Source organism: Sphingopyxis sp. (genome assembly GCF_965279725.1).
Taxonomy (GTDB): Bacteria; Pseudomonadota; Alphaproteobacteria; order Sphingomonadales; family Sphingomonadaceae; genus Sphingopyxis.
Map to the genome: position 1 here is coordinate 462,314 of NZ_CBDIIL010000001.1, position 24,939 is coordinate 487,252.

Annotated in this window: 19 protein-coding genes and 1 tRNA gene; 1 reads left to right on the forward strand and 19 read right to left on the reverse strand. The window is 63.9% G+C overall.

Annotated elements, in window-relative coordinates; translation table 11 throughout:
* Nucleotides 1–45: 45 nt before the first annotated feature.
* Complete coding sequence (locus tag ACQY6T_RS02240; RefSeq protein WP_428627921.1) at nt 46–963, reverse strand: OmpA family protein; 918 nt, start codon at nt 961–963, stop codon at nt 46–48.
* A gap of 351 nt (nt 964–1,314) precedes the next feature.
* Nucleotides 1,315–1,917, reverse strand: coding sequence for a GTP cyclohydrolase I FolE (folE, locus tag ACQY6T_RS02245; RefSeq protein WP_428627923.1), 603 nt, complete (start codon nt 1,915–1,917; stop codon nt 1,315–1,317).
* Between the two features lie 438 nt (nt 1,918–2,355).
* Between folE and ACQY6T_RS02250 the strand changes: the two genes are divergently transcribed.
* Complete coding sequence (locus ACQY6T_RS02250; RefSeq protein WP_428627926.1) at nt 2,356–5,379, forward strand: TonB-dependent receptor; 3,024 nt, start codon at nt 2,356–2,358, stop codon at nt 5,377–5,379.
* A gap of 112 nt (nt 5,380–5,491) precedes the next feature.
* Here ACQY6T_RS02250 and ACQY6T_RS02255 read toward each other — a convergent pair whose 3' ends face one another.
* The 17 genes from ACQY6T_RS02255 to ACQY6T_RS02335 form a co-directional block, all read right to left on the reverse strand.
* Nucleotides 5,492–8,110, reverse strand: coding sequence for a TonB-dependent receptor (locus ACQY6T_RS02255; RefSeq protein WP_428627928.1), 2,619 nt, complete (start codon nt 8,108–8,110; stop codon nt 5,492–5,494).
* A gap of 252 nt (nt 8,111–8,362) precedes the next feature.
* A tRNA-Phe gene (locus ACQY6T_RS02260) sits at nt 8,363–8,438 on the reverse strand.
* 96 nt (nt 8,439–8,534) lie between these two features.
* A complete protein-coding gene (locus ACQY6T_RS02265; protein ID WP_428627931.1) occupies nt 8,535–8,717 on the reverse strand; it encodes a DNA gyrase inhibitor YacG in 183 nt (60 codons plus the stop codon).
* On the reverse strand, nt 8,707–9,690 hold the full coding sequence (locus tag ACQY6T_RS02270) for a ribonuclease (protein WP_428627934.1): 984 nt from the start codon (nt 9,688–9,690) through the stop codon (nt 8,707–8,709). Before ACQY6T_RS02270 ends, ACQY6T_RS02265 begins: the two co-directional genes overlap by 11 nt.
* Entirely contained in the window at nt 9,683–10,273 is a 591-nt protein-coding gene (locus ACQY6T_RS02275; protein WP_428627937.1) for a Maf family protein, read from the reverse strand. The genes ACQY6T_RS02270 and ACQY6T_RS02275 overlap by 8 nt, the downstream gene beginning before the upstream one ends.
* The gene (gene infA / locus ACQY6T_RS02280; RefSeq protein ID WP_088439331.1) at nt 10,270–10,488 is read right to left on the reverse strand and encodes a translation initiation factor IF-1; all 219 of its coding nucleotides are present in this window, start codon (nt 10,486–10,488) and stop codon (nt 10,270–10,272) included. The genes ACQY6T_RS02275 and infA overlap by 4 nt, the downstream gene beginning before the upstream one ends.
* Nucleotides 10,489–10,561: 73 nt before the next feature.
* The gene (locus tag ACQY6T_RS02285; protein WP_428627940.1) at nt 10,562–11,428 is read right to left on the reverse strand and encodes a cupin-like domain-containing protein; all 867 of its coding nucleotides are present in this window, start codon (nt 11,426–11,428) and stop codon (nt 10,562–10,564) included.
* Entirely contained in the window at nt 11,425–12,609 is a 1,185-nt protein-coding gene (locus tag ACQY6T_RS02290) for a GNAT family N-acetyltransferase (RefSeq protein WP_428627943.1), read from the reverse strand. The genes ACQY6T_RS02285 and ACQY6T_RS02290 overlap by 4 nt, the downstream gene beginning before the upstream one ends.
* 83 nt (nt 12,610–12,692) lie before the next feature.
* On the reverse strand, nt 12,693–14,588 hold the full coding sequence (locus tag ACQY6T_RS02295) for an XrtA/PEP-CTERM system amidotransferase (protein WP_428627945.1): 1,896 nt from the start codon (nt 14,586–14,588) through the stop codon (nt 12,693–12,695).
* Nucleotides 14,589–14,599: 11 nt separating this feature from the next.
* A complete protein-coding gene (gene xrtA, locus ACQY6T_RS02300) occupies nt 14,600–16,078 on the reverse strand; it encodes an exosortase A (RefSeq protein ID WP_428627947.1) in 1,479 nt (492 codons plus the stop codon).
* A complete protein-coding gene (locus tag ACQY6T_RS02305) occupies nt 16,075–17,289 on the reverse strand; it encodes a TIGR03087 family PEP-CTERM/XrtA system glycosyltransferase (RefSeq protein WP_428627949.1) in 1,215 nt (404 codons plus the stop codon). Before ACQY6T_RS02305 ends, xrtA begins: the two co-directional genes overlap by 4 nt.
* A gap of 135 nt (nt 17,290–17,424) precedes the next feature.
* On the reverse strand, nt 17,425–18,471 hold the full coding sequence (locus tag ACQY6T_RS02310; protein WP_428627952.1) for a FemAB family XrtA/PEP-CTERM system-associated protein: 1,047 nt from the start codon (nt 18,469–18,471) through the stop codon (nt 17,425–17,427).
* A 17-nt stretch (nt 18,472–18,488) separates the two neighbouring features.
* Nucleotides 18,489–19,349: an XrtA system polysaccharide deacetylase gene (locus tag ACQY6T_RS02315; RefSeq protein WP_428627954.1), complete on the reverse strand. Its 861-nt coding sequence runs from the start codon at nt 19,347–19,349 to the stop codon at nt 18,489–18,491.
* Nucleotides 19,350–19,394: 45 nt separating this feature from the next.
* A complete protein-coding gene (locus ACQY6T_RS02320; RefSeq protein WP_428627957.1) occupies nt 19,395–20,606 on the reverse strand; it encodes an XrtA/PEP-CTERM system-associated ATPase in 1,212 nt (403 codons plus the stop codon).
* 21 nt (nt 20,607–20,627) lie between these two features.
* Nucleotides 20,628–22,337 carry a hypothetical protein gene (locus tag ACQY6T_RS02325; protein WP_428627960.1) on the reverse strand — a complete coding sequence of 570 codons (1,710 nt, stop codon included), beginning with the start codon at nt 22,335–22,337 and terminating at the stop codon, nt 20,628–20,630.
* On the reverse strand, nt 22,337–23,359 hold the full coding sequence (locus ACQY6T_RS02330; protein ID WP_428627962.1) for a P-loop NTPase: 1,023 nt from the start codon (nt 23,357–23,359) through the stop codon (nt 22,337–22,339). Before ACQY6T_RS02330 ends, ACQY6T_RS02325 begins: the two co-directional genes overlap by 1 nt.
* A gap of 14 nt (nt 23,360–23,373) precedes the next feature.
* Nucleotides 23,374–24,918, reverse strand: coding sequence for an XrtA system polysaccharide chain length determinant (locus ACQY6T_RS02335; protein WP_428627965.1), 1,545 nt, complete (start codon nt 24,916–24,918; stop codon nt 23,374–23,376).
* Between the last annotated feature and the right edge of the window lie 21 nt (nt 24,919–24,939).

Here is a 24,939-nt window from a genome sequence, read left to right on the forward strand (position 1 = left end):
TTTCTGGCCGAAAACGCGGGGTGAGCGACGCCCACCCCGCGCGTCCTAGATTCCGTCGGCAGCCTTGCTGACCAGAATATTCACCGCAACGCGGCGGTTCTGCGCCTTGCCTTCGGCGGTGGTGTTGTCCGCGGCCGGATCGGCTTCGGCCATCCCGGTCGGGGTCAGCATACGATAAGGCTTCCAGCCGCAGGCCTGCTGCAGATGGTTGACGACGCGGCTCGCCCGCTTTTCGCTCAGCACCTGGTTGGTTTCCTCGCTCCCCGTGGAATCGGTATAGCCGACGACGAGTAACAGGGCGTTGTTCATCCCCTCGGCAGAGCTTGCGGCGGTGCAAAGATCGGCTTTCGCCTGCGCCGTCAACACCGCCTTGCCGGTGTCGAAGTTCACGTTCGTCGTGCCTTTGATATTATATTGATCGATGTCGCCGACGCGGCTGCGCAGCGCGTCGGTCGCCGCGGTCTGTTCGGCAAAGCGCTGGTCGGTACCGGTTTGGATCATTGATGCGGTCCGCAAATCTTTGCTCTTGAGATCGACTTGGCTCGCGACCAAGCCGCCGTCCCACTGCAGGGTATCGACCTTGACCGGCAGACCGTTAAGCAGCGATGCGGCAACCAGCTTGTCGCTGTTGAGGCCCAGGAACCCGCCCTTGGACTTGATCTTCGTGTAGTCGGCGATGGCGATGGTCGTGTTGGTACCGTCGGCGGTCCGAACCTGTATCCGGCCGTCGCTGCGCGCGGCAATGATACCCTCAACCTCGGGCCCTTTGGTCATCTGTTCCGGCGAAGGCAGCGTACCATACACGGTCGTCATGACTTCGCCGCTATCGGACGCTTCCTGCGGTTGCGCAGCATCCGTCGCCGCTGACGTATCCTGCGTCTGCGCGGCGACAGTGGCTGTCGCGGTCCCTGCAAGCATGGCCAGCAGCAACAAGCGTCTCGGGGTTTTTGAAAAGGCACTCATGACCCTACTCCTTCAATGAGCCGCCCCCGCGTTTCCCGTTGCCCCTTCTGGCAACTGGACAAGACCTGCAAGCGGCACCTTCGGTTGCGCCGACAATTCGGGCGGATTGCGCGGCGAACCGAGGCTGACAACAGCGTGCAGCCCGAATTTCGGGTCGCTGCAGATCTACTTCGAGAGGGTTTGCGCTGCCTTTTCGCAAGATGCGCGGTCGGGAAAGCAGGTTTCTTTAACGACCTTTGTCGTCATGACGGCGGACCCCTGCGCGGGCTAAAGGCCACGCCGATCTGCACTCAGAAGCGCGGGGGACGCGGCGCCAATAAGCCGCCACAGCTTTCGCTGTGGCGGCGAACTTTAATACCCCATGAGGCTGAGCACTTCCTTGCGGCTGCGCTGGTCGTCGAGGAAGCAGCCGAGCAGGCGGCTCGTCACCATCCCCACCCCCGGTGTGCGCACGCCGCGCCCGGTCATGCAGCCGTGCTGCGCATCGATCACCACCGCGACGCCATGCGGGTGAAGATTGTCCCAGATGCAGCGCGCGACATCGGCAGTCAGCCGTTCCTGCACCTGCAGTCGCCGCGCATAGCCGTTGAGCACCCGCGCCAGTTTCGAAATGCCGACGACGCGGTCGCGCGGCATATAGGCGATCGACGCTTTGCCGGTGATCGGCGCCATATGATGTTCGCAATGCGACTGAAACGGAATGTCCTTGAGCAGAACAAGCTCGTCATAGCCGCCGACTTCTTCAAAGGTGCGCGCCAGATGGATCGCCGGGTCGTCGGCATAGCCACTGCAATATTCCTTCCACGCCCGCGCGACGCGCTTTGGCGTGTCGAGCAAGCCCTCGCGTGCCGGATCGTCGCCGGCCCACTCGATCAGCGTCCGCACCGCGTCCGCGACATGATCCGGAACGACCACTTTGCCGTCGGCTCCCACTTCAACCTTGCTGTCGCTCATCGTCCCGCTTTCACTGTTGCATTCTTGTCGCACATCTCGGTGCAAATGCATCGATAAACAAGGGCCGGACAACAACAATCTTGGCTGCCGCGCAAGTTTACGTTGCGGAAACTTGGCGTTTTGCATTTTTGCAACTGCCCCATTTCATGTCGCTTTCCGGATCGAACAAGTGGCTTGACGCTTGCGTCAACTAAGCGCACCTTTGGGTTGCATTACAGAACCCGCCGAAGCGGGTCGTATTCCGGAGAGGCCGGCGTTTTCCCCGACGCCGGTGGGAGAGGACGATGACCAGCACAGCTGGCAATAAGTGGGATACTCACGGGCTTCCAACCGTTTCGGTCGGACAGTCTTTGCCATGTCTGGTCTTATCCCCTCCCCTTACCACAAATTGAGTTTGGGCGGCCCCGCACCTGCGGGATCGAAAAAGGGAGGCTATAAATGAAGTTCAAGGCACTGATCGGAACGTCGATCCTTGCAATGGCGGTGGCGACACCGGCATTTGCGCAAGGAGCGGCGGATGAAACGGAACGCGATGCTTTCGGCGGCGAGATCGTCGTCACCGCCCAACGCCAGTCGGAACGACTGCAGGACGTGCCGATCGCGGTCAGCGCCTTTTCTGCTGAGGCCTTGGAAGCTCAGCAGATCGAGAATAGTTCCGATCTACAGCTGACGCTGCCGAACATTACATTCACCAAGACGAACTTCACCTCATCTAGCTTCACGATCCGCGGCATCGGCGACCTTTGTGTTGGCGTATCCTGCGACCAAGCGACCGCGATCCACATGAACGGATCGCCGCTTTTCCAGACGCGCCTGTTCGAAACCGAGTTTTTCGACCTGGAACGCGTCGAAGTACTGCGCGGCCCGCAAGGAACCTTGTTCGGGCGCAGCGCGACGTCGGGCGTGGTAAACGTGATTACGGCAAAGCCGAAGCTTGGCGCGTTCGAAGCGGCAGCCGACGCCGAATATGGCAATTATGACGCCATAAAGGTCAAGGGAATGGTCAACATCCCGCTGGGCGAGACGTTCGCGGCGCGTGTTGCCGGCGTCTATATCAATCGCGACGGCTATACCAAGAACCTGTTCAACAACACGCGCATCGACGGTCGCGACCTTTATTCCGTGCGCGGGTCGCTGCGCTGGGAACCCACGCCCGACACCGTCGTCGATTTCATGGGATCCTATTTCCGCGAAAAGGACGATCGCCTGCGCATCCAGAAGCAGCGCTGCCAACGCGACCCGACGGGCGTGCTCGGTTGCCTCAACACCCGCCGCGATGCTTCGCCGACCAACGGCAATGCGACGCTCGCGTCGATCTTTGCGTCGCGCGAGTTATTCGCGATCCAAGGCCTGCCAACCGCGCTGGCGCTCGGCAGCCTCTACGGCACCGACTTTTATAACAAAGCGGTCGTACCCGAAGATCCGCGCACCGTCAGCACGGCCTTCACACCCGAATATTACACCAGCGAACTGACATTCGAAGGCCGTATCCAGCACAATTTTGGACCGATTTCGGCCCAGCTTTCGGGTTCCTACCAGAAGGTCAAGGTCGATTCGCGCAACGATTACAACCTCGCCGTCGGCGATCGCACGCTTTATGCCGGAGCGCTCAATACGTTGGCGTTCTTTGCCGCGAACGGGATTCCGACCGGGCTGCCCGCGCCGGCGCCGGCATTCGTTCCAGGCTCGTCCGCCTATTTTGCTCCGATTGCGGCGGCACTGATCCCGAACGGACCGAACGGACAGCTTTGCACTTCAGACACCGATCCGACCGGCCTCGGCTCCTTTGGTGGCAACAAAATCTGTTCCGACCAATCGCTGCAATTTGACCGGTCGAACCAGATCAGCGACGCCTGGTCGGCGGAACTGATCTTTAACAGCGACTTCGACGGAATGTTCAACTTCTTGGTCGGCGGTATCTATGCACGGTCGAACACGACGGAGAACAGCTATTATGTGAACGCGTTCGGGCTGGATTATGCATCGGGCATCCTCGGGTCATTCTCGACCTTTGCGGCAGGTGCGCCGCCATCGCATCTCGGTCAGTCCTTCTTCCGCAACAACACCTCGGATTTCTCGCTGAAGTCCTATGGCTTGTTCGGTGAGACATATTTCGAATTCAACGACCGGCTTAAACTGTCTTTGGGCCTGAGGTACAACAACGACAAAAAATTCGTCCAGGCGCGCTCGATCCTGCTCAGTTCCAACGGCAATCTGCTCGTACCCTACGGCCAGACGGGCAGCATTTTTGACAGCCCGTTAGGCGCACTATTCGATGCCGACCCCTTCACGGCGTGTACAGCCACATCTCCCGCGGGGGCCGTTGGGTCGCGCCCGGGCTGCGAAGCCTTCCAGGAACGGTCGGTCGGCTTCAACAAGCTGACGGGCCGCGCCGTCATCGACTTCAAAGTTAGCGAAGATAATCTTCTCTATGCCTCCTACTCGCGCGGCTATAAATCGGGCGGCATCAACCCCCCGCTCCAAGCCAGCACGGGCGTGCAGGAAAGCTTTCGACCCGAACAGGTCGATGCGTTCGAAATCGGGTCGAAGAACACATTCGGCGACGGCGCGTTCCAGCTCAACCTGACAGCTTTCTATTATAAATACAAAGATCTGCAGCTGAGCCGCATCGTGTCGCGAACCGCGGTTAACGACAATATCAACGCCAATATCTGGGGTGCCGAAGTCGAGGCAATCATCCGGCCCGACCCGAACATGCTGGTCAATATTGGCTTCAGCTATTTGAAGAGCGAAGTGAGCGGCGATTCCTTCTTTTCCGACACGCGTGACTTTGGTGGCGGGCGCTCGGACGCGGTCATCATCAAGGACATCAGCAACGCCGCGAACTGCGCCGTGGCATCCGGGACGGCTGGAAATGCCGCCGGGGTCAACGCGTTCGTTGCAGCGGTTAACGCTTCGCTCGGCCTGCGAGCCCCGACAGCCTTCCCGGCTGACGGTGGTATTGCGTCCACAGGTGCCTTCAGTATCTGTAGCGTCCTGGCTTCGGCGGCGATCAACGCCAGTGGTAATCCCACGCCGACGGCGCTGGCTTTTGATCCGAACGGTATTCAGATCTTCGCCGCAGGTATCCCGGTCAACATCAAAGGCAATGAACTGCCGCAAGCGCCGAACCTCAAATTCTCGGTGGGCGCGCAATATAAGATCAACTTCCAGAACGACATGAGCCTCGTTCCGCGCATCGACATGGCTTATACTGGCGAAAGCTTTGGCACGATCTTCAACGGCAACGTCAACAAGATCAAAGGCTATGCTCAGGTCAACGCGCAGCTCCAGCTCAACGGAACTGACGATCGCTGGTATGTGCGGGGCTTCGTCCAGAATCTGTTCGACAGCAACTCCACGACCGGCCTCTATGTAACCGATCAATCGTCTGGCCTGTTCACCAACATCTTCACGCTCGAACCGCGCCGCTATGGCATCGGAATTGGCGCGAAGTTCTGAACCGAACGACGATCGCAGGAAAAACCCCGGCCTCTCCATCGAGAGGCCGGGGTTTCTTTTTGTCCGCTGAACGCGCGAAGGCCGAAGCGTTTGACCGCTCCGGCCCGCTCGATCAGAATTTGAAGCGAACGGTGCCGCCATAGGTGCGCGGCTGGCTGGGATAGCCCGACACGCTGCCCGATTGTGCCACCGCCGGGAAGATCGTCGTCAGATACTGCGCGTCGGTCAGGTTGCGACCCCACACACCAACGTCCAGGCCGTTGGTGAGGCGGATCGTGAACGACGCATTGAGCGAGTTCACTTCGCGCTGCAGACCCTCGACGACGCCGGGGGCAAAGCCGCTCAGACCTTCGACAATCTGGACCGGGCTCTCATAGGCGTAATCCACGTGGGCAATCGCCTTGGTCCCGCCGCCAAATTCATGCGTGTAGGTGGCACCCATCGACAGCGACAGATCGGGGATACCAGCAGGCGTGGTACCCGAGATGTCACCGAACGCCGAATTGACGAAGCTGTCATATTTGGCATCGAGATACGTCGCGGCCAGCGTCAGGTTGAGCCCATCGACCGGGCGCACCGAACCGTCGAACTCGATCCCGAAGGTCGACTGCTTGCCGGCGTTGGCGAGCGCGAAGCCCGTGCCGGTGAAGACGTTCGACTGGAACCCCTTGATCGACTGCTTGAACACCGCGATGTTCACCGCCGCGACGTCCCACTGGCCCTTCAAACCGAACTCGTAAACCGTCGATTCTTCGGGGGCAGCAAAGCGCGAACCCGAAGCGAGGTTCGGCGTACGCAATCCCGCCGCGGTGATCGCGGGAAGGTCCGATGCCAACGGACGGCTGTCGCGCGACAGATTGACCGAGCTTGCCTTGAAGCCCGTCGCATAGGTCGCATAGACATTGACCGTATCGGTCAGCTCATAGGCGGCGCGGACGCTGTAAGAGAAATCGCCGTCGTCGGTCTTGCCGTCCTCAACCGAATTGGGAACGTTCAGGAACGGCGGCAGGAACTGGAACGCCCGCAGCCCGCCCAACGGGTTCGCCGCCGGATTGTTCTGGTTGGCGGCAGCGAAGGCCAGAAACTGCTGGAAAATCGGCGCAGTGGCTGGGTTGGTCGCGAATGCAGCGACAGCCGCGGGATTGTTAGGATTGACCCCCGCCTGTTGCAACGCGCCGCCGAGCAGCAGCTGGTTGCGGAACGGTGCATATTGCGGCGCGTCGAGGTTGATGCCCGAGAACACGTCGGTGCTGACCACATTGGTCGAAAAATTCTTGCGATCCTTGGTGTAGTTGCCGCCCAGCGACAGCGTCAGCCGGTCTGTCACTTCGAAATCGACGGTGCCAAAGATCGAGAACGCCTCGTCCTTCAGCTTATACGCTTCGTCGAGGCCGTCGCCGGCGCGGAAGAAGGTGTTGGTGTAACGGGTCGGTGCGCCTTCGAGCGCGCCGAACGTCGCTTCGAGCATCGCGACGTTGAGCGCATTGCCGCTCGCGGCGCGGATCAGTTGATCGCCATAGGGGCGGAACTGGTTGCCAAAGCGAATGTCGTTCTTCTGGTCGATCTTTTCGTTGAAATAATAGCCGCCGAGCAGGAAGTTGAGCGGGCCATCGAAATCCGACGTAATGCGCAGTTCTTGGGTAAAAGTGTCGATCCCCAGATCTTGGCTGTTCTCGCCGATCAAGTCCGCCCCGGTGAAATCCGAATCCTGGTTCGTCAGCGCCTTGACCTTGCGGTAGGCGGTGATCGACGTCAGTCCAAGGGTACCCAGATCATAATCGATCTGCGCCGAGCCGCCGTAATTTTCGATTTCGTTTGTCGACAGGAAATTGTTGTACACGTCGAACGAGAAGGGGTTGTTGGCATCGACACTGGGGCCACCTGCCAACGCATTGGTGATTGCGATCGTCGGACCCGCAATGACGTTGCCGGCGATGCAGCAATTTTCGTCGATCTTGTCATAGTCGCCGATCAGGCGGACCGACAACGCGTCGGTCGGTTCGAACAGCAACTGGCCGCGGACCCCGTAACGGTTGCGGTCGTTGACGTCGGTGTCGAGCTTCAGGTCCTGCGCATAACCGTCGCGGCGGTTGTAACTACCGCCGATCGAGAAGGCGACGGTCTCGCTGATCGGGCCGGTCACGTCACCCTTGATGGTGACCGCGTTGAAATTGCCATAGGTCGCCTCGACCGAACCGCCGAAATCAAACTGCGGCTTTTGGGTAACGATGCTGATGACGCCCGCCGACGCGTTCTTGCCGAACAAGGTCGATTGCGGACCGCGCAGCACTTCAATGCGCTCGACGTTCGGAAGATCGCCGATCTGGGCGGCCGAACGCGAGCGATAGACGCCGTCGATGAACACGCCGACCGATGGTTCGATGCCGGCGTTGTTGGCGCCGTTGCCGAAACCACGGATGATGAAGTTGGTGTTGGCGCTCGACTGCAACTGCGACACGCGCAGGCTGGGAACCGACGATTGCAGGTCGATGAGATCGCGGATCTGCGATTCTTCAAGCTGCGCCGCCGAGGTGACCGATACGGCGACCGGCGTGTCTTGCAGCGTCTGCGACCGCTTCGACGCGGTGACGATGATGTCGTTGCCATAATCGGTGTCATCGACGGCGACCGCCGTGTCGTCTGCGGGGGCTGCATCCTGGGCAAAGGCGATGACGGGGGTGGTGCTGGCGCACAGCATCGTGGCGCCCAGCAAAAGGTTGCGCAAAGTCATGATGTCTCTCTCCAAACCGGTGAAAGCGCGGCGTTTCGCCAAAGAGGGAGATGCCCACCGGAAACGCCCGCTGTAATAACGCGGCGCGCCGCGTCAACGCAGCGACGCTGCACTAAGCCGATTTTCTCGCGATTTGTGACTGAAAAGCAACAGTTTGCACTGCAACATAAATCCTCTGTGACGGCCCGAAAGTCGGCACGATCATCTCCCAGCCAGACGCGCGATTAAGACGGCCCATACTTAACGGAAAAATGGTGCCCGGGGACGGGTTCGAACCGCCGACACTGCGATTTTCAGTCGCATGCTCTACCAACTGAGCTACCCGGGCAAGGCCGCTGCGACCCGACGGTCGCGCTGGCGAGCGGCGGCTATAGGCACGGCTTGTGATCCTGTCCAGTGGCTTTGTGACGCCCGGTTTTCCGGCTCAACCCTCGTCGAAACGATCATCGTCGGCGGTGCCGTCGGGCGGTTGCGCGGCGGGTACGCGATAGCCTTCGCCGAACCAGTTCAACAGGTCACGATCGCGGCAACCGCGGCTGCAAAACGGCTTGAATTCCGGTTCACGCGGTTTGCCGCACAGCGGACAGCGCGGCGATCTACTGGGCATGGCCGATTCCTTTGATCTTCGCGTCGCCGATCAGCTGGGCCGGCCGGCCGGTACGGTTTTGCAGCATCGCGATCCACCCCGGATGCGCTGCGATATGATCGATCACTGCCGGCCGGGCGGTCAGCATCAGCCCGCCGGTCCCCACCGCGCGCTCGGCCTGACGCAACAACAGCGCCGCGTCCGTTGCCACGGGATCGAGCACAATTTGTTCAATCAGCGACGGGCGGTCGCGGCGGCGGATGATCTGCATCAGCCCGAAACCGTTGACCGCGGTGCGTTCATACGGCTGTGGCAGCGCCGCGTCGACCGCCGCGTCGATCGCGTGCCGCCCGGCGCGATCGGGCAGCGAAGGGAAATCGATCCCGATCGACCCGCCGATGTCGCAGCACCGGATCACCGCTGCGGCGGCCTTGGCACCCGCCTTGGCCAGCGTCAGCGCATCGCCGTCGCCATCGATATCGATCAGCACCATCGCCGGGGTCGCATCGACCCACAAAGCGCCGCCGGCGAATGGCCAATGACCGGTGCGGACATGATCGATCAATTCGGACCAGCCCGCCTGTTCCAATCGGTCGGGGTCTGTGGACCGCAGCTCGGTTACCGGCAAGCCCGTCGCCGCAACACGGGTGCGCAAATCAGGGCCATCGCCGATTGCTGCGCCCACTTCGGCGATCCGTGCCCGCGCCGGTTTGTCGCGGCCGCGTTCGCGCAGCGCCATGCGGCCGATCTCGACCGTCAAAGCTGCGCCGATCGAGGTCGAAGACGGCAGCCCCGTCAGCGATGCCGTCGGCGCGCCGGGCCAGTCGAGCGCCACCAGCGGTGACTTCCCGGCCTCCAGAAGCCGCGCTCCAACAACCGCGCCGACGCGCGGCCCCGCGCCTTCGCGTTCGACGCGCGCTTCCAGAATTTGGTCGCCGTCGACCAGCGCGGCGCGCGCCTCGCCGATCCCGGCTTCGTACAGCCACTCAGCCAAGCGCGATGCCCGCGCTGGTCAGCAAGGTGCGCGTTTCGAACAATGGCAGTCCGACGACATTCGAATGGCTGCCCGAAAGGAAGCGGACAAAGCATTCGGCGCGGCCCTGAATAGCATAGCCGCCCGCCTTACCCATGCCTTCACCGCTGGCCACATACCACTCGATTTCGGCGGCGCTCAGCGCCTTGAACGCCACGACCGTGTCGGCGACGCGGACCCGGGCCTTGCCATCGGTGCCGACCACGCACAGCCCTGAATAGACATGGTGCCGCCGTCCCGACAGCAGGCCGAGCATGCGGCGGAGATCTGCTTCGTCGGCGGGTTTTTCCAGGATGCGGCGACCGATCGCGACCGTCGTGTCGCCCGCCAGCACAACCTCGTTCGCAGCGCGTTCGATCGCGAGCGCCTTGTCTCTGGCGAGCCGCGCCACATAGTCGCGCGGCAACTCAGCCTTCAGCGGCGTTTCGTCGATATCGGGGGACGCGATGCGCGCCGGGGTCACCCCGATGCGCGCGAGCAGCTCAAGCCGCCGCGGTGAGGTCGAAGCCAGGACCAGCGCGGGACGATCCACCGCGCTACTCACTTGAAGCGATAGGTGATCCGACCTTTGGTCAGGTCATAGGGGGTGAGTTCGGCGAGCACTTCGTCGCCGACCAGCACGCGGATGCGATTCTTGCGCATCTTGCCCGCCGTATGGCCCAGAATCTCGTGGCCATTTTCCAGTTTGACGCGAAACATCGCGTTGGGCAGCAGTTCGACCACTTGGCCGCGCATTTCCAGAAGTTCTTCTTTCGCCATCAGTCCTCTAGGATCTCACAAATATAAGGATGCGCGCCCATAGCCGCAAATGGCCGCGATGAAAAGCGGTCTGTCATTCGACCAGCCGCAGCTTTCGCGCGACCCGCCATGCGATCGTCTTGGCCCACGCGTAGCTCGGCCAGCGCGGCGGCATCGCCGGGTTCAGCCCCATGCGGCGCAGCGCGGCATTGGCGGCATGCGCCTCGGCTTCGCGGTAACTCCATTCGCTGCGCCACGTGATCGACAGCGAAATCGACGGGGCATCGCCATTGGCGACAAAATGCGGCGCCATCACGGGCATCAGCACCGCGTCGCCGGAACCCAGCGGCACTTGCTGGGCACCGTCGCGATATGTCTCTTCCCACGGCAGGTTGCGGTGACCACCGGTGTGATAACGCTCATGCTCGCGGCGGTGCGCAAAACGTTCGTCGCCCGACGGCCAGACGTTCATCACCTTGGTGCCGCGCAGCTGTAACAGGATATTGTGCTCGGGATCGAAGTGGAAGGGCGTGATCGACCCCGGCGACGAGATAAAGATAAAGCCCTGCGGGGTCAGCATCGCGCCGGTACGCGGGGTGACGACAGGTTCGAGTTCGCCGAGCAGGTCCAGCAACAGCGCGCGATAGGCCGCAACATTCTCGATATTCTTCAGCACCGCCCAGCTGCCGTTGCTGGCGATGGTGCGGATCGTCTCGCCGATCGACAGACCATTCGATGGAATATCTTCGGGCCGGATGCCGATCGGAACATCGCCCGGATTATATTCGACTTCGCTGGCGGGCAGGCTTTCGCCTAGCTGCGCCAGCGCTTCGATCGACAGCAGGGGATGATCGGGCAGATGATGGTGCAACAGCCCCGCCTTGAGCGGATAAAGCGCCGCCATTGCCGCCAGCGTTTCGGCGGAAAAAACGGGTCGGGTGATCGGCTGATGCGCGGTCATGACGAGCTTTCTACATCAGTTTCGGGCGCCGCGGCACCCTTCCAGCGCCGCCAGACCCGTTCGACCTTGGCCAGCACCGCAAAGCGCAGCCGGTCGAAAGGGTCTGAAAGGGCAACATTGACCCAGACGAGGGCACGGCGCTCGCGCCATACACTGTCGATCATCGGATGCCCCGGCGCCGCGCAGCTATCGACCCACGCGATACGCGGATCATCGAGCAGGTCGAGGTTCGCTTGTTGCAGCAGCACCCCAGGCGAAAATCGCGCATAATCCTCGTCAAACGCGGTCTTGAATGAAAATCCGCCGGGCGCCGCCAGAAAGTTGATCAGCATCGCGAGCGGACGGTCGTCCAGATCCAGCGCGCGCATGTCGAGCCGGCCCGCATCGGCGGCGGCCGCCACGATGGCGCGGAACCAGGCCTGGGTGTCGCTGTGGCTCGCCAGCGCCGATCCGGCCCGCCCCTTCCAGCCGCGCACCTCCAGGTCGAGGAAGGCGTCGATCCACGGGTCGAGCGCCTCGCCCGCCTGCCAGCGCCGAAATTGCACGGCGCCCTGTTCGGCGAGCCGATTCGCCTGTCGGCGCAGCTCCTTGCGCTTTTTGGCGCGCACCGCCGCGTCCCAATAATCCGCGGGCGACAGGCTGCTGTCCAGCAGCGCGCGTTCCTCGCGGTGGACAATCTGCGCCTCGCCGCCGCGCACCCGCGCGACATCGACCAGCGCGCGGTGGAGCGGGCCGTCGTCGGTCAATCGCGGGATCTGCAACAGCGTGCGCCCCCAAGGCGCCGCGTCGCACCAACCGAGCAGGATCGACCAGAACAGGCGTTCGAACCCGGCGCGAACCAGTGGCAGCCCGAGGAAGTGGTTGGGATGCGCCCAGCCGGTGACATGCCGCAGCGGCAAGCGGCCATAATGCGTCGCGAGCGCCAGCGGCATGACGCCGATGATCGGTCCGTCGCTGCCATCGCGCACCATCACCAGCCGCGCCCGCCGTTCGGGATCGAACAGGTGCAGCGCCGATTGCAGGCACCAGCGTTCGGCAAAGGGGTTGGGCTCGCTCGCCGCGTCGGCCAGCCGGTCCCATGCCGCCGCCAGCTCGGGTGACAGCGCCAGCGGATCGACGACGCGCACCGTCAGCGGGTCGGCGGGCGCGGCGTTGGCAGGAAAGGCGGGATGCACCGTCATCGGGTGGAGGTTAGCAGGGAAGCGTTAAAATGGGGTGGCGATTTATCTGAGCCCCTCCCCTTCAGGGGAGGGGGTGGTTCGCTTCAAATCCCGAACAGCTTCGCCAGCGACTTTTCCAGCATGAAAAACTGCCAGATCAGCCGCCCATGGTCGCGCCGCCCCGACTGGTGCGCCGCGACGATGCGCTCGATCTCGGCCATGTCGAACCAGCCCGACCGCGCGAGCGTCGACGAGGTTGCAAGCCCCTTTGCCGCATCCACCAGCGGCCCACGAAACCATTGCGATACCGGGGTCACGAACCCCATCTTCTGGCGATAGAGGATGTCGTGCGGCAGATAGCGCTCCATCGCCTGCTTCATGATCGCCTTGCCCGTCCCGCGCTTGACGCGCATCGATGCGGGCAGGCTCGCGGCGAACTCGATCAGGCGATAGTCGAGCAACGGCTCGCGCGCCTCCAGGCTGACCGCCATACTCATCCGGTCGGTCTTGGTCAGGATGTCGCCGGGCAGCCAGATCATCAGATCGGCATATTGCGCACGATCGAGCGGCTCGCGCGCCGGTGCCTCGGCCATCGCCTTCCAATAGCGCGTTTCGGCGACATGATCGCCGAGAGCGCGATGCGCCGCGTCGTTGAACAGGCGTGATCGCTGGGCGATGCCCGTCACCCCGACCGCTTCGGCATAGCCCTCCGCCCCGCTTTTCGACAGGCTGGCCAGCGTCGCGCGGGCGCGCAGCGGGCGCGGCGCCCAGTCCATTTGCGGCCAGATCTTGGCCAGCGGCCCCAGCACCCCGCGGCGCATGAAACCGGGGATCAGCCCGCGCAGCTTTTCTTCCTGATGCTGAAACACCAACCGGCGATACCCCGCAAACGCCTCGTCAGCGCCGTCTCCCGACAGCGCGACCGTCACCTCTTCGCGCGCCAGTTCGCACACGCGGTAGGTCGGCAGCGCGCTGGCGTCGGCAAAGGGTTCGTCGAAATGGTCGGCGATCGTCTCGACCAGCCCGAAATCGCTTGCCGACACGGTGCGGGTGCGGTGATCGGTCGCGAACCGCTCGGCGATTTGCTGCGCATATTCGGTCTCGTCGAGCGCCGCCTGATCGAAGCCGATGGTGCAGGTCTTGACCGCCTTTGCGCTCGCCTCGGCCATCAGCGCAACGACCGCGCTACTATCAACCCCGCCCGACAGGAACGCGCCGAGCGGCACGTCGGCAACCATGCGGTCGGTCACCGCGGCGCGCATCAGATGGACCAGATGCTCCGCCGCCTCGCCCTCGCTGGCGCGGATGCGCTTGGAAAAATCGGGCGCCCACCAACGCGTCGGTACCGGCACCGGCTTGCCGCGTTCGAGCAACAGGAAATGACCCGCGGCTAGCTTCTCCACCCCGGCGACGATGCAATTGTCGTCGGGGACATAGCCAAAGGCGAGGAAATCTTCGATCGCGGTGAGGTTCGCTTCCTGCCGCAGCAACGGATTGCGCAGCAGCCCTTTCAGCTCCGAGGCGAACGCCACCGACCCGTCCGACAGCCGCGCATAGTGGAGCGGTTTCACCCCCAGCCGGTCGCGCGCCAGGAACAGGCAGCCGCGCTGGTGATCGTGGATCGCAAAAGCGAACATACCGTTGAGCCGCGACAGGCAATCGGGACCCCATTGCCGCCACGCCGCGATGATGACCTCGGTATCGCCGCTGGTGCGAAACCGGTGGCCGCGATCCTCCAGCTCGGTCCGCAGTTCACGAAAATTATAGATTTCGCCGTTGTAGGTAAGCGTCACCGCCTCATCGTCGCTCGCCATCGGTTGCGGGCTGCCCTCGATGTCGATGATCGACAGGCGCAAATGGCCGAGGCCGACGCCGGGTGCGGTCCATTCGCCGGAACCGTCGGGGCCGCGGTGCTGCATCGGCGACAGCATCGCGCGCAGCCGCGCCGGATCGACCGGTTTTGCCGTTTCCAGATGATAGATGCCCGCGATCCCACACATATGTCGCAGGCCTAGCGGGTTTTGAGGGCGCGGTCAGCCATTGCCTTGGCTCCACCCGACGCGGAAACGAAATCCTCTATCGCATTGCGTCCGCCCTGCCCCGTCTCGCTCGATATGATCAGTGACAGTGCGCGCGGATCGCCGCCAAGCAATCGCGCCTCAAGCCCCGCCAGTTTCGCGCGGCGCGGATCGCCGGTGACGGTGCCGCCAACGACATACCAGGTCGCCGCATCGCGCAGCACCGGACCGGGGTGGAGCAGGCGTTCGGTCTTGGCGCCCTCGATCGCAGGTAACGGCGCGCTCCACGCCCATTTGCTGTCTGGATCGATCGCGCCCTGCCCGAAAGCCACCACTTCACGTCCTTCCGCCTGACGTTCGTATCCGCCGATGGCGACGGTGATCCGGCGGCTCTTGGTATCGATGAAATGACGCAGCAACCGCTGGTCGGCACCGTCGAAACGCGGCGTCCAGGCGATGCCTTCGGCGCCGACCTCACTCCAGCCCCGCGGGGCCTCCACAGTCATCGTGGCGGGCAGCGGCGCGCTGCGCCCGCCGACCAGCATCGCCCAACCGCCAAACAGCAGCGGGATCGCCAAGGCGACCGGCATCAGGGCTTTGGCCGAACCGACGAAACGCGGCGCGCCACCCAGGCCGCTCACATCCACCGCGACATCATTCGCCGGTCGGTCGAACCAGCGCCGCGCCACCAGCATCACGATCACGATCACAACGCCAAAGAATATCCAGCCATAGAAGATATGGTCGATGCCGCCCGCCGCCTCGATCCCCCAGATTTCGGCCGCGACCATCGTACCATAGGCCCGCAGCGCATTGGCAAGGATCGTCGTCGCCAGTGCCAGAACGACAAAGACAATCCGCCGCGTCCAGCTGCGGAAACACAGATGCGCCGCGAACACCGCATAGGCGAGCATCGCGACCAGGAAATTGACCCCCGAACACGCCTCGGCGACCTCGAAGAACCCCGCGGGCGTCGTGATGAACACTCCCTCCATCTTCGCCGGGATTCCCGACAGGTGCAGCAGGGCCATACTGATATGCGCGGTCAGCGTCTGGAGCAGCGGCACCAGCTCCTCGCCGAACGGCACCAGCAACAGCGCATAAGCAAGAGGGAACAACAGCCCGCGCACCAGCTTTTCGCCGAGCGTCGCCGCGACAACGCCCTGCAACATCAGCACAACGCCAAGTTGACGGAACAGGCCAACCCCCGCCGCCTCGCCGACCAGCCACACCAATCCCGCACCCGCCATCCACGCAAGTGCCGGCCACCAAAAGACGGGGGTCAACGGGCGCAGCATCGCGGTCCGCTGCGACACCAGCCAGCCGATCATCGGCACCATCAGCAAGCAATGGGTGAAGGTCGAGCTATGCCACCAGATGCCCGCCATATCCGCGGCATCGCGCCAGAAGATTGCGAGGATTGCCGCCGACAAGAGCGCGAGCGCGCCAAGATGGCGTTGCCAAAGGCTCATGCGGGCAGCCCCAGCAGTTCGCCGAGCGGCGCCAGCCGCGCATCCCAGCCGTAGCGCGCGATCATCCGCGCGCGCGCCGCCCGTCCCATCGCGGCGCCGGTATCGGGATTGGCGAGCAAGATGACGAGTTCGCGGGCGAAAAAGACTCCGAGGTCGGCGCCGTCGGCGACCCTTAATTCGCTGCCGTGCTCGGCGTCGATGCCCTCGGCAGCGGCAGGGGTCGAAACCACCGGCCGCGCCATCGCCATCGCTTCCAGCAATTTATTCTGGACCCCACGCGCGAGCAACAAAGGTGCGACGACGGCGTCTGCGGCGGCGAGCCACGGCCGCACGTCGGGCACCTCGCCCGTCACCTCGACCCCCGGCAGGTCTTGCAACGCCAGCACTTCGGCGGTCGGCGCGCGGCCGACAATGGCAAAGCGGGTCGCCGGAAATCCGCGACGCACCAGCTGCAGGACATCCTGCGCGAACCAACGCACCGCGTCGATATTGGGTCGGTAATCCATCTGGCCGGTGAACACGAGCAACCGGCCTTTGCGCTTTTTCAGACGAACGAAATCGGCCGACGGGTCGAAATGCGCGGTATCGATGCCATTGCCGACTGCATGGACGCGGTCGCATCCCAGCCCGCTGCGGTCACGAAACAGCGCCGCTTCGGCCTCGCTGACGAAGAGGCTGGCGTCGACGCGCCGCGCCACCGCGGCCTCATAGGCACCCAGTACCCGCGCCTCGCGTTGATGCACCCAATGCAAAGGCTGGCGCTTGTCCTGCTCGGCATAGGTCGCGAATTTCGCCGAATCGACATCGACAAAATCCATGATGACGCGACCATCGAAATCGGTTGGCAGATATTGTGCCATCTGGCCGGAGAAGGCGACAATGTGGGTAATGCCTCCGACGCGGACCAACGCATCAACGTGACGCGCAAGCGCGGCATTTTTGAACAACCGGTTCGACACAGGCTCGCCGCGCAGCACCGCCTGCGCCAACGCAGTGGGGCGCGAAACCTTGCGCACTTCGATAGCCAAACTCTTGCAAAGCGGTGCCATCTTGTCGCGCGCGATGTCCGCGTCGTCGGCGTTATCGGCCAGCGCCGCAACATGCACCGGCGCCAGCTTCGCCAGCGCCTCAAACATATGCCAGCTGCGGATCCGGTCGCCGCGGTCAGGGGGCCACGGCGCGCGGTGAACGAGGAACAGGATTTCTGGCAAGTCGTGGCTATCCCGTCATTGCGAGCCGCGGGCGAAGCAATCTCCAGCCATCGACCCTGCGCAAGGTCCATGGCTGGAGATTGCCGCGTCGCCTTCGGCTCCTCGCAATGACAAAATTGTAATGCCCACGCCCGATCACCCCAATCCGCGTGCGATCAGCGGCCCGATCCGGTTCGCCGCCCACAGCGGCAGTTTTTTCCACAGATCGACCTGCAACCGATATTTGGCACTGGTCGGGTTCGTGTCGCGCGCTGTTTCACCGGGCGCCAGCCAGCGCGCATAGACCAGCGGCTGCGGCTCGAAGCCCCAATTCTTCTTGTAGCTATAGGGTCCGGTGCCGACCTTTGACCGACCGAAATCGAACCGCGTGCTGCCCTTCGCCCGTGCGTGTCGCATCAGCGCGAAATACATCAATTCGTTGGCGCGCAGCCGCCGCGCATCGGCGGTCCCGCCGCCCCAATAGGGCATGACCGTGCCGCGCCAATACAGGCTGAGCACACTTGCGACCGGACGCCCGTCCTGCCGCACGGTCAATATGTCGGCATCATCGCCGAACGCATCGAGCACCGCATCGAACAGCGCTTTTGGGAACACCGGCGTCCCAAGGTTGCGAACGCTGGTCGCATAGACATGGTGATGGTCGCGCCGTTCCGCGGCATCGCGGCCGCTGGTCACAGTCAATGCGCTCTCCAGCACCTTACGCACCTCGGCGCGCTGCTTGCGCGGAATGGCTAGCAGTTCGGCATCGTCGTCGCTGCAAAGCGCGCGCGAAAAGCCCGCGTAAACCCCGTCTTCGCGGCGCCACCCTTCGCCTTCGGGCTGCGGCCCGCCGCGCAGTTCGACCGAGGGAACGCCCAGCGATTTCGCCATCGTCGCCGCGCCTTCGGCCAGCGGCGCCGCGATCGTCGGATCATCGGCCAGGATGCCGCCATCGACCGCAAAACCGCTGCCCACCAGCGCCTGCCCGAACAGGGGCGAGCGGACATGGTGCAACGGCAATAGCCCCGTCAGCGCCCCGCCCGCATCGCGCGCGGTGACCAGATGGCAAAGATGCCCGGTCGCCTTGGTGACCGCCTCGCACCACGCCCTACTATGGAAGGGTGTCGCCTGCGGATGCGCGGCAACATACGCATCCCATGCCGCCGCGTCGGACAGCGGCGCACCGGGAGAACGATCTTTCATCGGAAGCGTCGGCGCGTTCACGCCGCCTCGCGCCACGGCTGCGCGCGGCCCTGCTGCGCTGACAGCAAGGCATCGGCGCGGGTCCATTCGAAATCGGCGAGCAGCCTCTTCAGCTTGCCAGCCATGGCCGACAACCCGCTGTAATGGCGGATCTTCGACTTGATCGGCGCATCGCCGACGCGCGGCTGGTCGGGGTCGATTTCCCACGGGTGGAAATAGAGGATCGCCGGATGCCCCGCCGCATTCATCTGCCCGATCGCCCAGCGCGTAAAGCCATAGGGCAGCATCCGCATGAAGCCGCCACCGCCAGCCGCCAGCGTGCGCCCGGCGAAGCGCGCGGTCGTCACCGGCCATTCGACCAGGTCGCTGCCCGCCACCGGCCGCCACGCGTGGCGCGGGCTTTGCGGCCAGCCATAATGATCGTGCACCACCGGCGCGACGCTGCTCGAATAGGCATAGCCCTGTTCCGCGAGCACCGGATGCGCCCATGGGGTGCGCTGGTCGACCGAGAAGCTGGGCGCGCGATAGCCGCGCACGGCGACGCCGCCCAGATCCTCCAGGATGCCTCGCGTCTTTTTGAGGTCGGCGGCAAAGCTGTCGGCGGTCATGTTGAACACCCGCTGGTGATCATAACCATGGCTGGCGAGTTCATGCCCCGCCGCGACGATGCGTTTGATCAGCGCCGGATAGCGTTCGGCAACCCAGCCGAGGGTGAAGAAGGTTCCCGTCGTGCCGGCGTCGGCAAAAATTTGCAGCACCGCGTCGCAATTCGCCTCGACCCGGCATTCGAGCGTTGGCCAGTCGGCACGGTCGATCGTGCGCTCAAAGGCGCCGACCTGGAACCAGTCCTCGACATCGACCGACAGGCCGTTCTGCATCTTTTCTCACCTTCATCGGCAGACTAGCCGATTTCGCGTTCGCTGTCAGGCCGCCCAGGTCCGCGACGTTGCGGGGTTGGGCGCATTTTCGGGATCGCGCTCGACCCATTCGATCAACAGGTCGAGCACGCGGCGCAGCGCCGCATCCTGTTCGACGAGACGCGCCTCCAGCGATGCAATCTGCGCTTCGAGCGCTGCGAGATGTTCGGGGTCGATCGCCGGGGCCGGTTCGGGGGTCAGCTCCAGCACCTCGGCCTCAGGAGCGGTTGCCACAGGCTCTGCAAAAGGCGGACGTCCGTCGGCGGCGCGCTGCGGCCATTCGAGTGCGGCTTCATTGGCGGGCGTCGGCGCTGCAAAGGGCGCTGGCGTCGGCGCAACCGCAACGGCGGCGGCCGCGACGACCTGTTCGACCGGCAGCGGCGCGAGCGTCGCCGCATCGATGCCGCGGTCGGCCTCGATTTCGGCGACCACCGAGCGCACATTCTGCGCCGTGATGCGATGCATCTGCTCGACCGCGCCGTACAATAGAATCCGGCTGACCAGCACGTTGAGCTTGCGCGGCACACCTTCGCTATAATCGAAGATTTCCTCGAACGCGTCAGGGCTGAAGCTGGGGTTGCCCGTCCAGCCAACTTTGCCAAGGCGGTGGAGGATATAGGGTTCGACCTCCTCGGGCTCCATCGGGTCGAGGTGGTGCGTCGCGATCACCCGCTGGCGCAATTGTTCCAGCGTCGGCGAATGAAACAAGGTCTGACGGAACTCGGGCTGGCCGAGCAGAAAGATCTGCAGCAGCGAATGGCCGCCGAGCTGGAAGTTCGACAGCATCCGCAATTCTTCGAGCGCGGAGATGGCCAGGTTCTGCCCCTCGTCGACGATCAGCAACGTGCGCTTTCCGGCGCGCGCCTGCTCGCGCAGATATTGCTCCATCGACCGCAGCAATTCGGCCTTGCTCTCGCCTTCCCAGTCGATGCCGAACTGTTCCGCAACCAGGCGGAGCAGATCGTCGCCCTCGACCTGCGTCGACACCAGCTTGACCGCGGTCAGACGATTCGGGTCGATCGTGTTCATCAGATGGCCGACCAACGTCGTCTTGCCCGCGCCGACGTCGCCGGTGATGACAATGAAGCCTTCGCCTTGCGCCAGCCCATAACCCAGATAGGACATGGCTTTACGGTGCGTGCCACTCTCGAAATAGAAATGCGGGTCTGGCGTCAGCTGAAACGGACGCCCGGTGAAACCATAGAACTGATCGTACATCGCAATATTCCCGTTGCTTGGTCAGAAGTTGTAACGAAGTCCCACCAAAGCTGAACCAATAAGCTGGCTGTTGAAGCCGTCCTGATCAAAGGCGTTGAGGCTGGCTGCCGCGGTCCCGGTCAGACCGCGCCAGAACCGCCGCGCGTATGCCGCCGAAAGCCCCGCCGACTGCACGTCGCTCGTCCCTGGCGCGCCATTGTCGAAATAATTGAGGTAACCCGACAGGCTGAGGTCCGAATCAGCGTCGAGCTGGCGCCCGGCCGACAGGAACAGATAATAGCTTTCGTCCTTGATCCCGTTCAGACCAGCGATCGGCGACAGTACCGGCGCGAGCAGCTTGCGCTGGTCGTAACCGATGCCGACGCCATAGCTCCAGCCCGCGAAGCGCGAGGAGACCGTCGCCTGCACCCCGCGGCTGCGATATTGGGCTGCCGTCGCATTGCCGAGCTGGTTGTTGAGACAGCCGCCGCCTTCCTGCCCGAACACGCACGGATTAATCGTGCCGCCGATCGGGTTGCGCGTCGGGTCGAACTGGGTCGGCAGCGCGGCAAGCCCGCCTGACAGCCCGCGACCCAAGCTGGACAGCCCGTCATAGACGCCGACCTGGATCGTCGTCGCATGGTCGGCGCGATAGGAAAAGCTGCCCGTATAAATGGTATCACCATAACGGCGCCCGACACGCGCGGTCAGCGAGGTGCGGCGGCTGGGTTGCCACATCACGCCGGCGTCCCAGATCAGTCCGCTGGTATCGAACGACAATTGGCGCGGTTTCGATTTGTCGGTGACGAAGCGGCCATCGGCATCGCGGACCGGCACGCCATTAACGACCACCGGATCGCGCTGGCCGATCTCGATATCTTCATAACCGACCCCGCCGAGCAGCGCGACGGTCGGGCCGATCGGCATCGTGACATCGGCGCGAGCATATTTGCCCTCGAACCTTTGGTCGAGCTGGCTCGCGTCCTCGCGCTCATAGCCGCCCGAAACCTGCCAGCCGAACGGCAGATCGCCCGGCCGTGCGCCGACGCTGGCCCACGCAACATGGTTGGTCGAGCTGTCGAAAATATCCTGCGGCTGGCTGCCCGGCGCAAGCAGCGCCGGTTCATCGACATCGACCTTGGTATAGCCGAAGCGATAGCCAGCGCCGAGGTCGAGCCCGCCGATGCGCCGCGTCAAGGTCGGACCGGCGTAAACCGAATAAAGGTTGGCGACATTGCTGGCGTTGCCGATGAACAGGCCGCTATCGGCGCCCTGCCCGTCGGCGCGGGTGCGCGTGGCGAGTGCGCCGCCTTCGAGATTGAGGCCGCGCGCGAGTTCGATCCGGCCGCGGGCAAGGCCGCTGATCGTATCGGAATCGCTCAGTCCGCCGTTCCATCCAAAGCGATGTTCGTAGCGTAGGCTCGCGGCCAGTTCGGCGCGATTGGTGACGATCGCGGCATCGACGCCGACCGCGACATTGGTGTAAGTCAGCACGTCGCCGCCGTTTTTCAGATCGGCGGTCAGAACCTGCCCGACCTCCAGATAGGGGCTGACATCGACCTGCCGCTGAGCGCGGCGTCCTTCGGCGCGCTTTTCCTTACGACCCGGTTCGGGTTTCGACGCGCTGCCCGCAGGCGCCTCGCTCGCGCCCGATCCCGGATCACCCGAAAACTGCGCGTGCGCGCCCGTCGCGGTTCCTGCGAGCAGGAGCGCGGCGAGTGCGGCCGCATGACGTAAGGTGGTGGTGCGCATCACGCGCCTCCTTGTCCATAATAGGTGCCGAAACGGCGACCGCCCGGCGAGAATTTCACCCCGTTGAGCAGCAGCTGGATATGCGGACAGGCGCCCATCAGGCCGATCGCATCGCGCAGCGCGGATTCGAGTGTTTCGTCGGCGCGCACGACCATGATGGTCTGTCCGACATGCCCCGCGAGCACCGCGGCGGGCGACGCCGCCAGCACCGGCGGCGAATCGATAATCAGGATGCGCCCCGGCGCGCCCTGCTCGAGCTGGGCCAGCAACGTGTCGGTCCGCGCCGACGCCAATAATTCGGTGTCGTGCATATGCCCGGTTCCCGCAGGCATGACCTTCAATCCCGGAATGTCGGTCTGAATCAAACAATCGCCGAGCGACAGATGGGCGTCGGCCAGCGCGTCCATCAAGCCGGGACCGTCGTCGAGCCCTAGGGCTTCGAGCACGCTCGGCTTGGCGATGTCGGCGTCGATCAGCAACACGTCATGGTCGGCCTCAACCGCCAGGCTCAAGGCAAGATTGACCGCAGAGAAGGTCTTGCCCTCGCCCGGATTGGCCGACGCAATCAGCACGCGGTGGCCGCGCGGCAGGATCGGACGGTTGCCGACGCCACCGAAATTACGAATCAGCTCGCGTTTCACGATGCGATATTCTTCGGAAATGCCGGTGACCGGGGTACCGGGCACGATCATCCCGCGCGACGCAAGCCGGTCGCGGTCGATCGTCCCCTGCCGCGTCGGCACGATTGCCGGTGCCGCCCTGACGACATCCTTGCGCGGCGAGGGCTTCGGCGTCGGCGCCGTTTCGACCACCGGTGCGGCTTCGATGACGGGTTCCAGGATTTCGGCTGGTGACGCGTCTGCGGCGGGCGCAGATTTATCCTTCCGTTCCTTCTTTACCGGCTCGGGAGGCAGGCTCGACACGTCGATCGTCGGCGCATTGGCGGCCGGATCGAGGCCGAACATGTCGGCGGCGCGTTCGAGGAGCGAGGGCGGGCGCTTTACTTTGCGTTGGTCGTTCATGTCATCGTCCCCCGTCACGCAACCATGCCGCGCTGGATGAATTCGGCGACCAGCAGCAAGGCGTAAAGGCCGACCAAGGCGCCCCCGCCGCTTGCCAGCCACACCAGCTTCTTGCGCCGTTCGACATGGCGTTCGGGCGTCACCACTTCGGTGATCGAACCGATCACCGGCAATCCGCTAGCGCGCTCCAGCTTGGCGGCGGTCGCATAGCTGGCGCGAACCTGTCCCAGGCCAAACGCCGCGCCGACGCCGCCACCAATGCCGACCAGCAGCACGAGCGTCAGGAACAACGGGCGGTTTGGCGCTGCCGGGCTTGTCGGTTTCGTCGGCGGATCGAGCAGCTCGATCTTGATCGCGTCGGTTTCGGTCTGGACGTCGCCGCGCATCCGCACCTGCTCGCGCTGACCCAGCAGCTTGTCATATTGCGCCTTGAACGCCGTATATTCGCCGTTGATACGGTCATATTCGGCCGCAATGCCGGGGTTCTGGATCTGCTGCGAGGTGATGCGTGCGATGTCACCGCTCAATTGCGCCTTGCGGGAATTCAGCGCGCTCACCGTCGCCTGGCGTTCGGCGCGCATCGCGGCGAGCGAGGCATAGGCCGGGTTCTGCGAATTGCCCCCGCCCCCGCCTGCGCCTTCGCGGTCGGCCATGGCTTTCAGCGACGATATCTGGCTTTTCAGCGCGATCACGTCGGGGTGTGCGTCGGTCAGCCCGCGCGAGCGCATCGACGATAGCTCGTTCTGCGCCCCGGCGAGTTGCTGCCGCGCGACACCGCCGCCGACACTACCCATGCCGGGGATATTGATCGTCGCGGGGGTCGAGGCGAGCTGGCCGTTCGCGGCGGCAAGTTGCGCCTGCGCCGCGACCAGCTGCGAATCGATCTGGCCCAGTTCGGCGCGCGCCGCTTCGACGCGCTGCGCCGGCGATCCGGCACCGCCAGGGATCAGGCCGATATTCTGCGCTTCGAACGCGGCACGGCGCGCTTCGACTTCGCGCAGCGCCTTTTCGCGGTCGGCGATCTGCGCATCCAGGAATTTCAGGCCTTCGCGGGCGTTTATGCGGCCGCCGCGCAGCTGGTCGTCACGAAACACCGTAATCAGGCTGTCGAGCACCCCCGATGCCAATTTGGCATTGTCGGCGTCGGACAGGCTGCCGACCCCGACGCTCGAGGTGATTTCAAAGATATTGTCCTGCTGCGGGATGACCTTGATGCTTTTCTGCAACATCGCGACCGCGCCGGCCTTGTCGCGCTCGCCGCTCCCGGCGGGGAGCAAGCCGGTGGTCGCGGCGACCTTTTCCAGATTGCGCGCGCTGGTCAGCGTCTCGCGGATCTGGTCGATCTGCTGGCGGCCACCATAGCCACCGCCCTGCGGATCGTCGGGCAGGATTTCGTTGACGTCGACGAGCAGCCGGGCGCGCGAATCATAGCGGTTGGGGATCGAAGCGATCGCCAGCCAGCCGAGAATGCAGATGCCCCACGCCACCGCCAGCACGAGCCACCGGCGCGTCCAGACGCTGTGCAGCGCCACCCGGAATTCGTCGTAGAGGCTGGTCATCGGTTGCGGTCAATCCTTGGG

Bases quoted from the DNA above. Each gene is read 5' to 3' on its own strand.
- ACQY6T_RS02295 (WP_428627945.1), bottom strand. From the start codon at position 14,588: ATGTGTGGGATCGCGGGCATCTATCATCTGGAAACGGCAAAACCGGTC.
- xrtA (WP_428627947.1), bottom strand. From the start codon at position 16,078: ATGAGCCTTTGGCAACGCCATCTTGGCGCGCTCGCGCTCTTGTCGGCG.
- ACQY6T_RS02265 (WP_428627931.1), bottom strand. From the start codon at position 8,717: ATGCCCAGTAGATCGCCGCGCTGTCCGCTGTGCGGCAAACCGCGTGAA.
- ACQY6T_RS02330 (WP_428627962.1), bottom strand. From the start codon at position 23,359: ATGAACGACCAACGCAAAGTAAAGCGCCCGCCCTCGCTCCTCGAACGC.
- ACQY6T_RS02290 (WP_428627943.1), bottom strand. From the start codon at position 12,609: ATGACGGTGCATCCCGCCTTTCCTGCCAACGCCGCGCCCGCCGACCCG.
- ACQY6T_RS02315 (WP_428627954.1), bottom strand. From the start codon at position 19,349: ATGCAGAACGGCCTGTCGGTCGATGTCGAGGACTGGTTCCAGGTCGGC.
- ACQY6T_RS02240 (WP_428627921.1), bottom strand. From the start codon at position 963: ATGAGTGCCTTTTCAAAAACCCCGAGACGCTTGTTGCTGCTGGCCATG.
- ACQY6T_RS02335 (WP_428627965.1), bottom strand. From the start codon at position 24,918: ATGACCAGCCTCTACGACGAATTCCGGGTGGCGCTGCACAGCGTCTGG.
- folE (WP_428627923.1), bottom strand. From the start codon at position 1,917: ATGAGCGACAGCAAGGTTGAAGTGGGAGCCGACGGCAAAGTGGTCGTT.
- ACQY6T_RS02310 (WP_428627952.1), bottom strand. From the start codon at position 18,471: ATGAAAGATCGTTCTCCCGGTGCGCCGCTGTCCGACGCGGCGGCATGG.
- ACQY6T_RS02325 (WP_428627960.1), bottom strand. From the start codon at position 22,337: ATGCGCACCACCACCTTACGTCATGCGGCCGCACTCGCCGCGCTCCTG.
- ACQY6T_RS02255 (WP_428627928.1), bottom strand. From the start codon at position 8,110: ATGACTTTGCGCAACCTTTTGCTGGGCGCCACGATGCTGTGCGCCAGC.
- ACQY6T_RS02285 (WP_428627940.1), bottom strand. From the start codon at position 11,428: ATGACCGCGCATCAGCCGATCACCCGACCCGTTTTTTCCGCCGAAACG.
- infA (WP_088439331.1), bottom strand. From the start codon at position 10,488: ATGGCGAAAGAAGAACTTCTGGAAATGCGCGGCCAAGTGGTCGAACTG.
- ACQY6T_RS02250 (WP_428627926.1), top strand. From the start codon at position 2,356: ATGAAGTTCAAGGCACTGATCGGAACGTCGATCCTTGCAATGGCGGTG.
- ACQY6T_RS02320 (WP_428627957.1), bottom strand. From the start codon at position 20,606: ATGTACGATCAGTTCTATGGTTTCACCGGGCGTCCGTTTCAGCTGACG.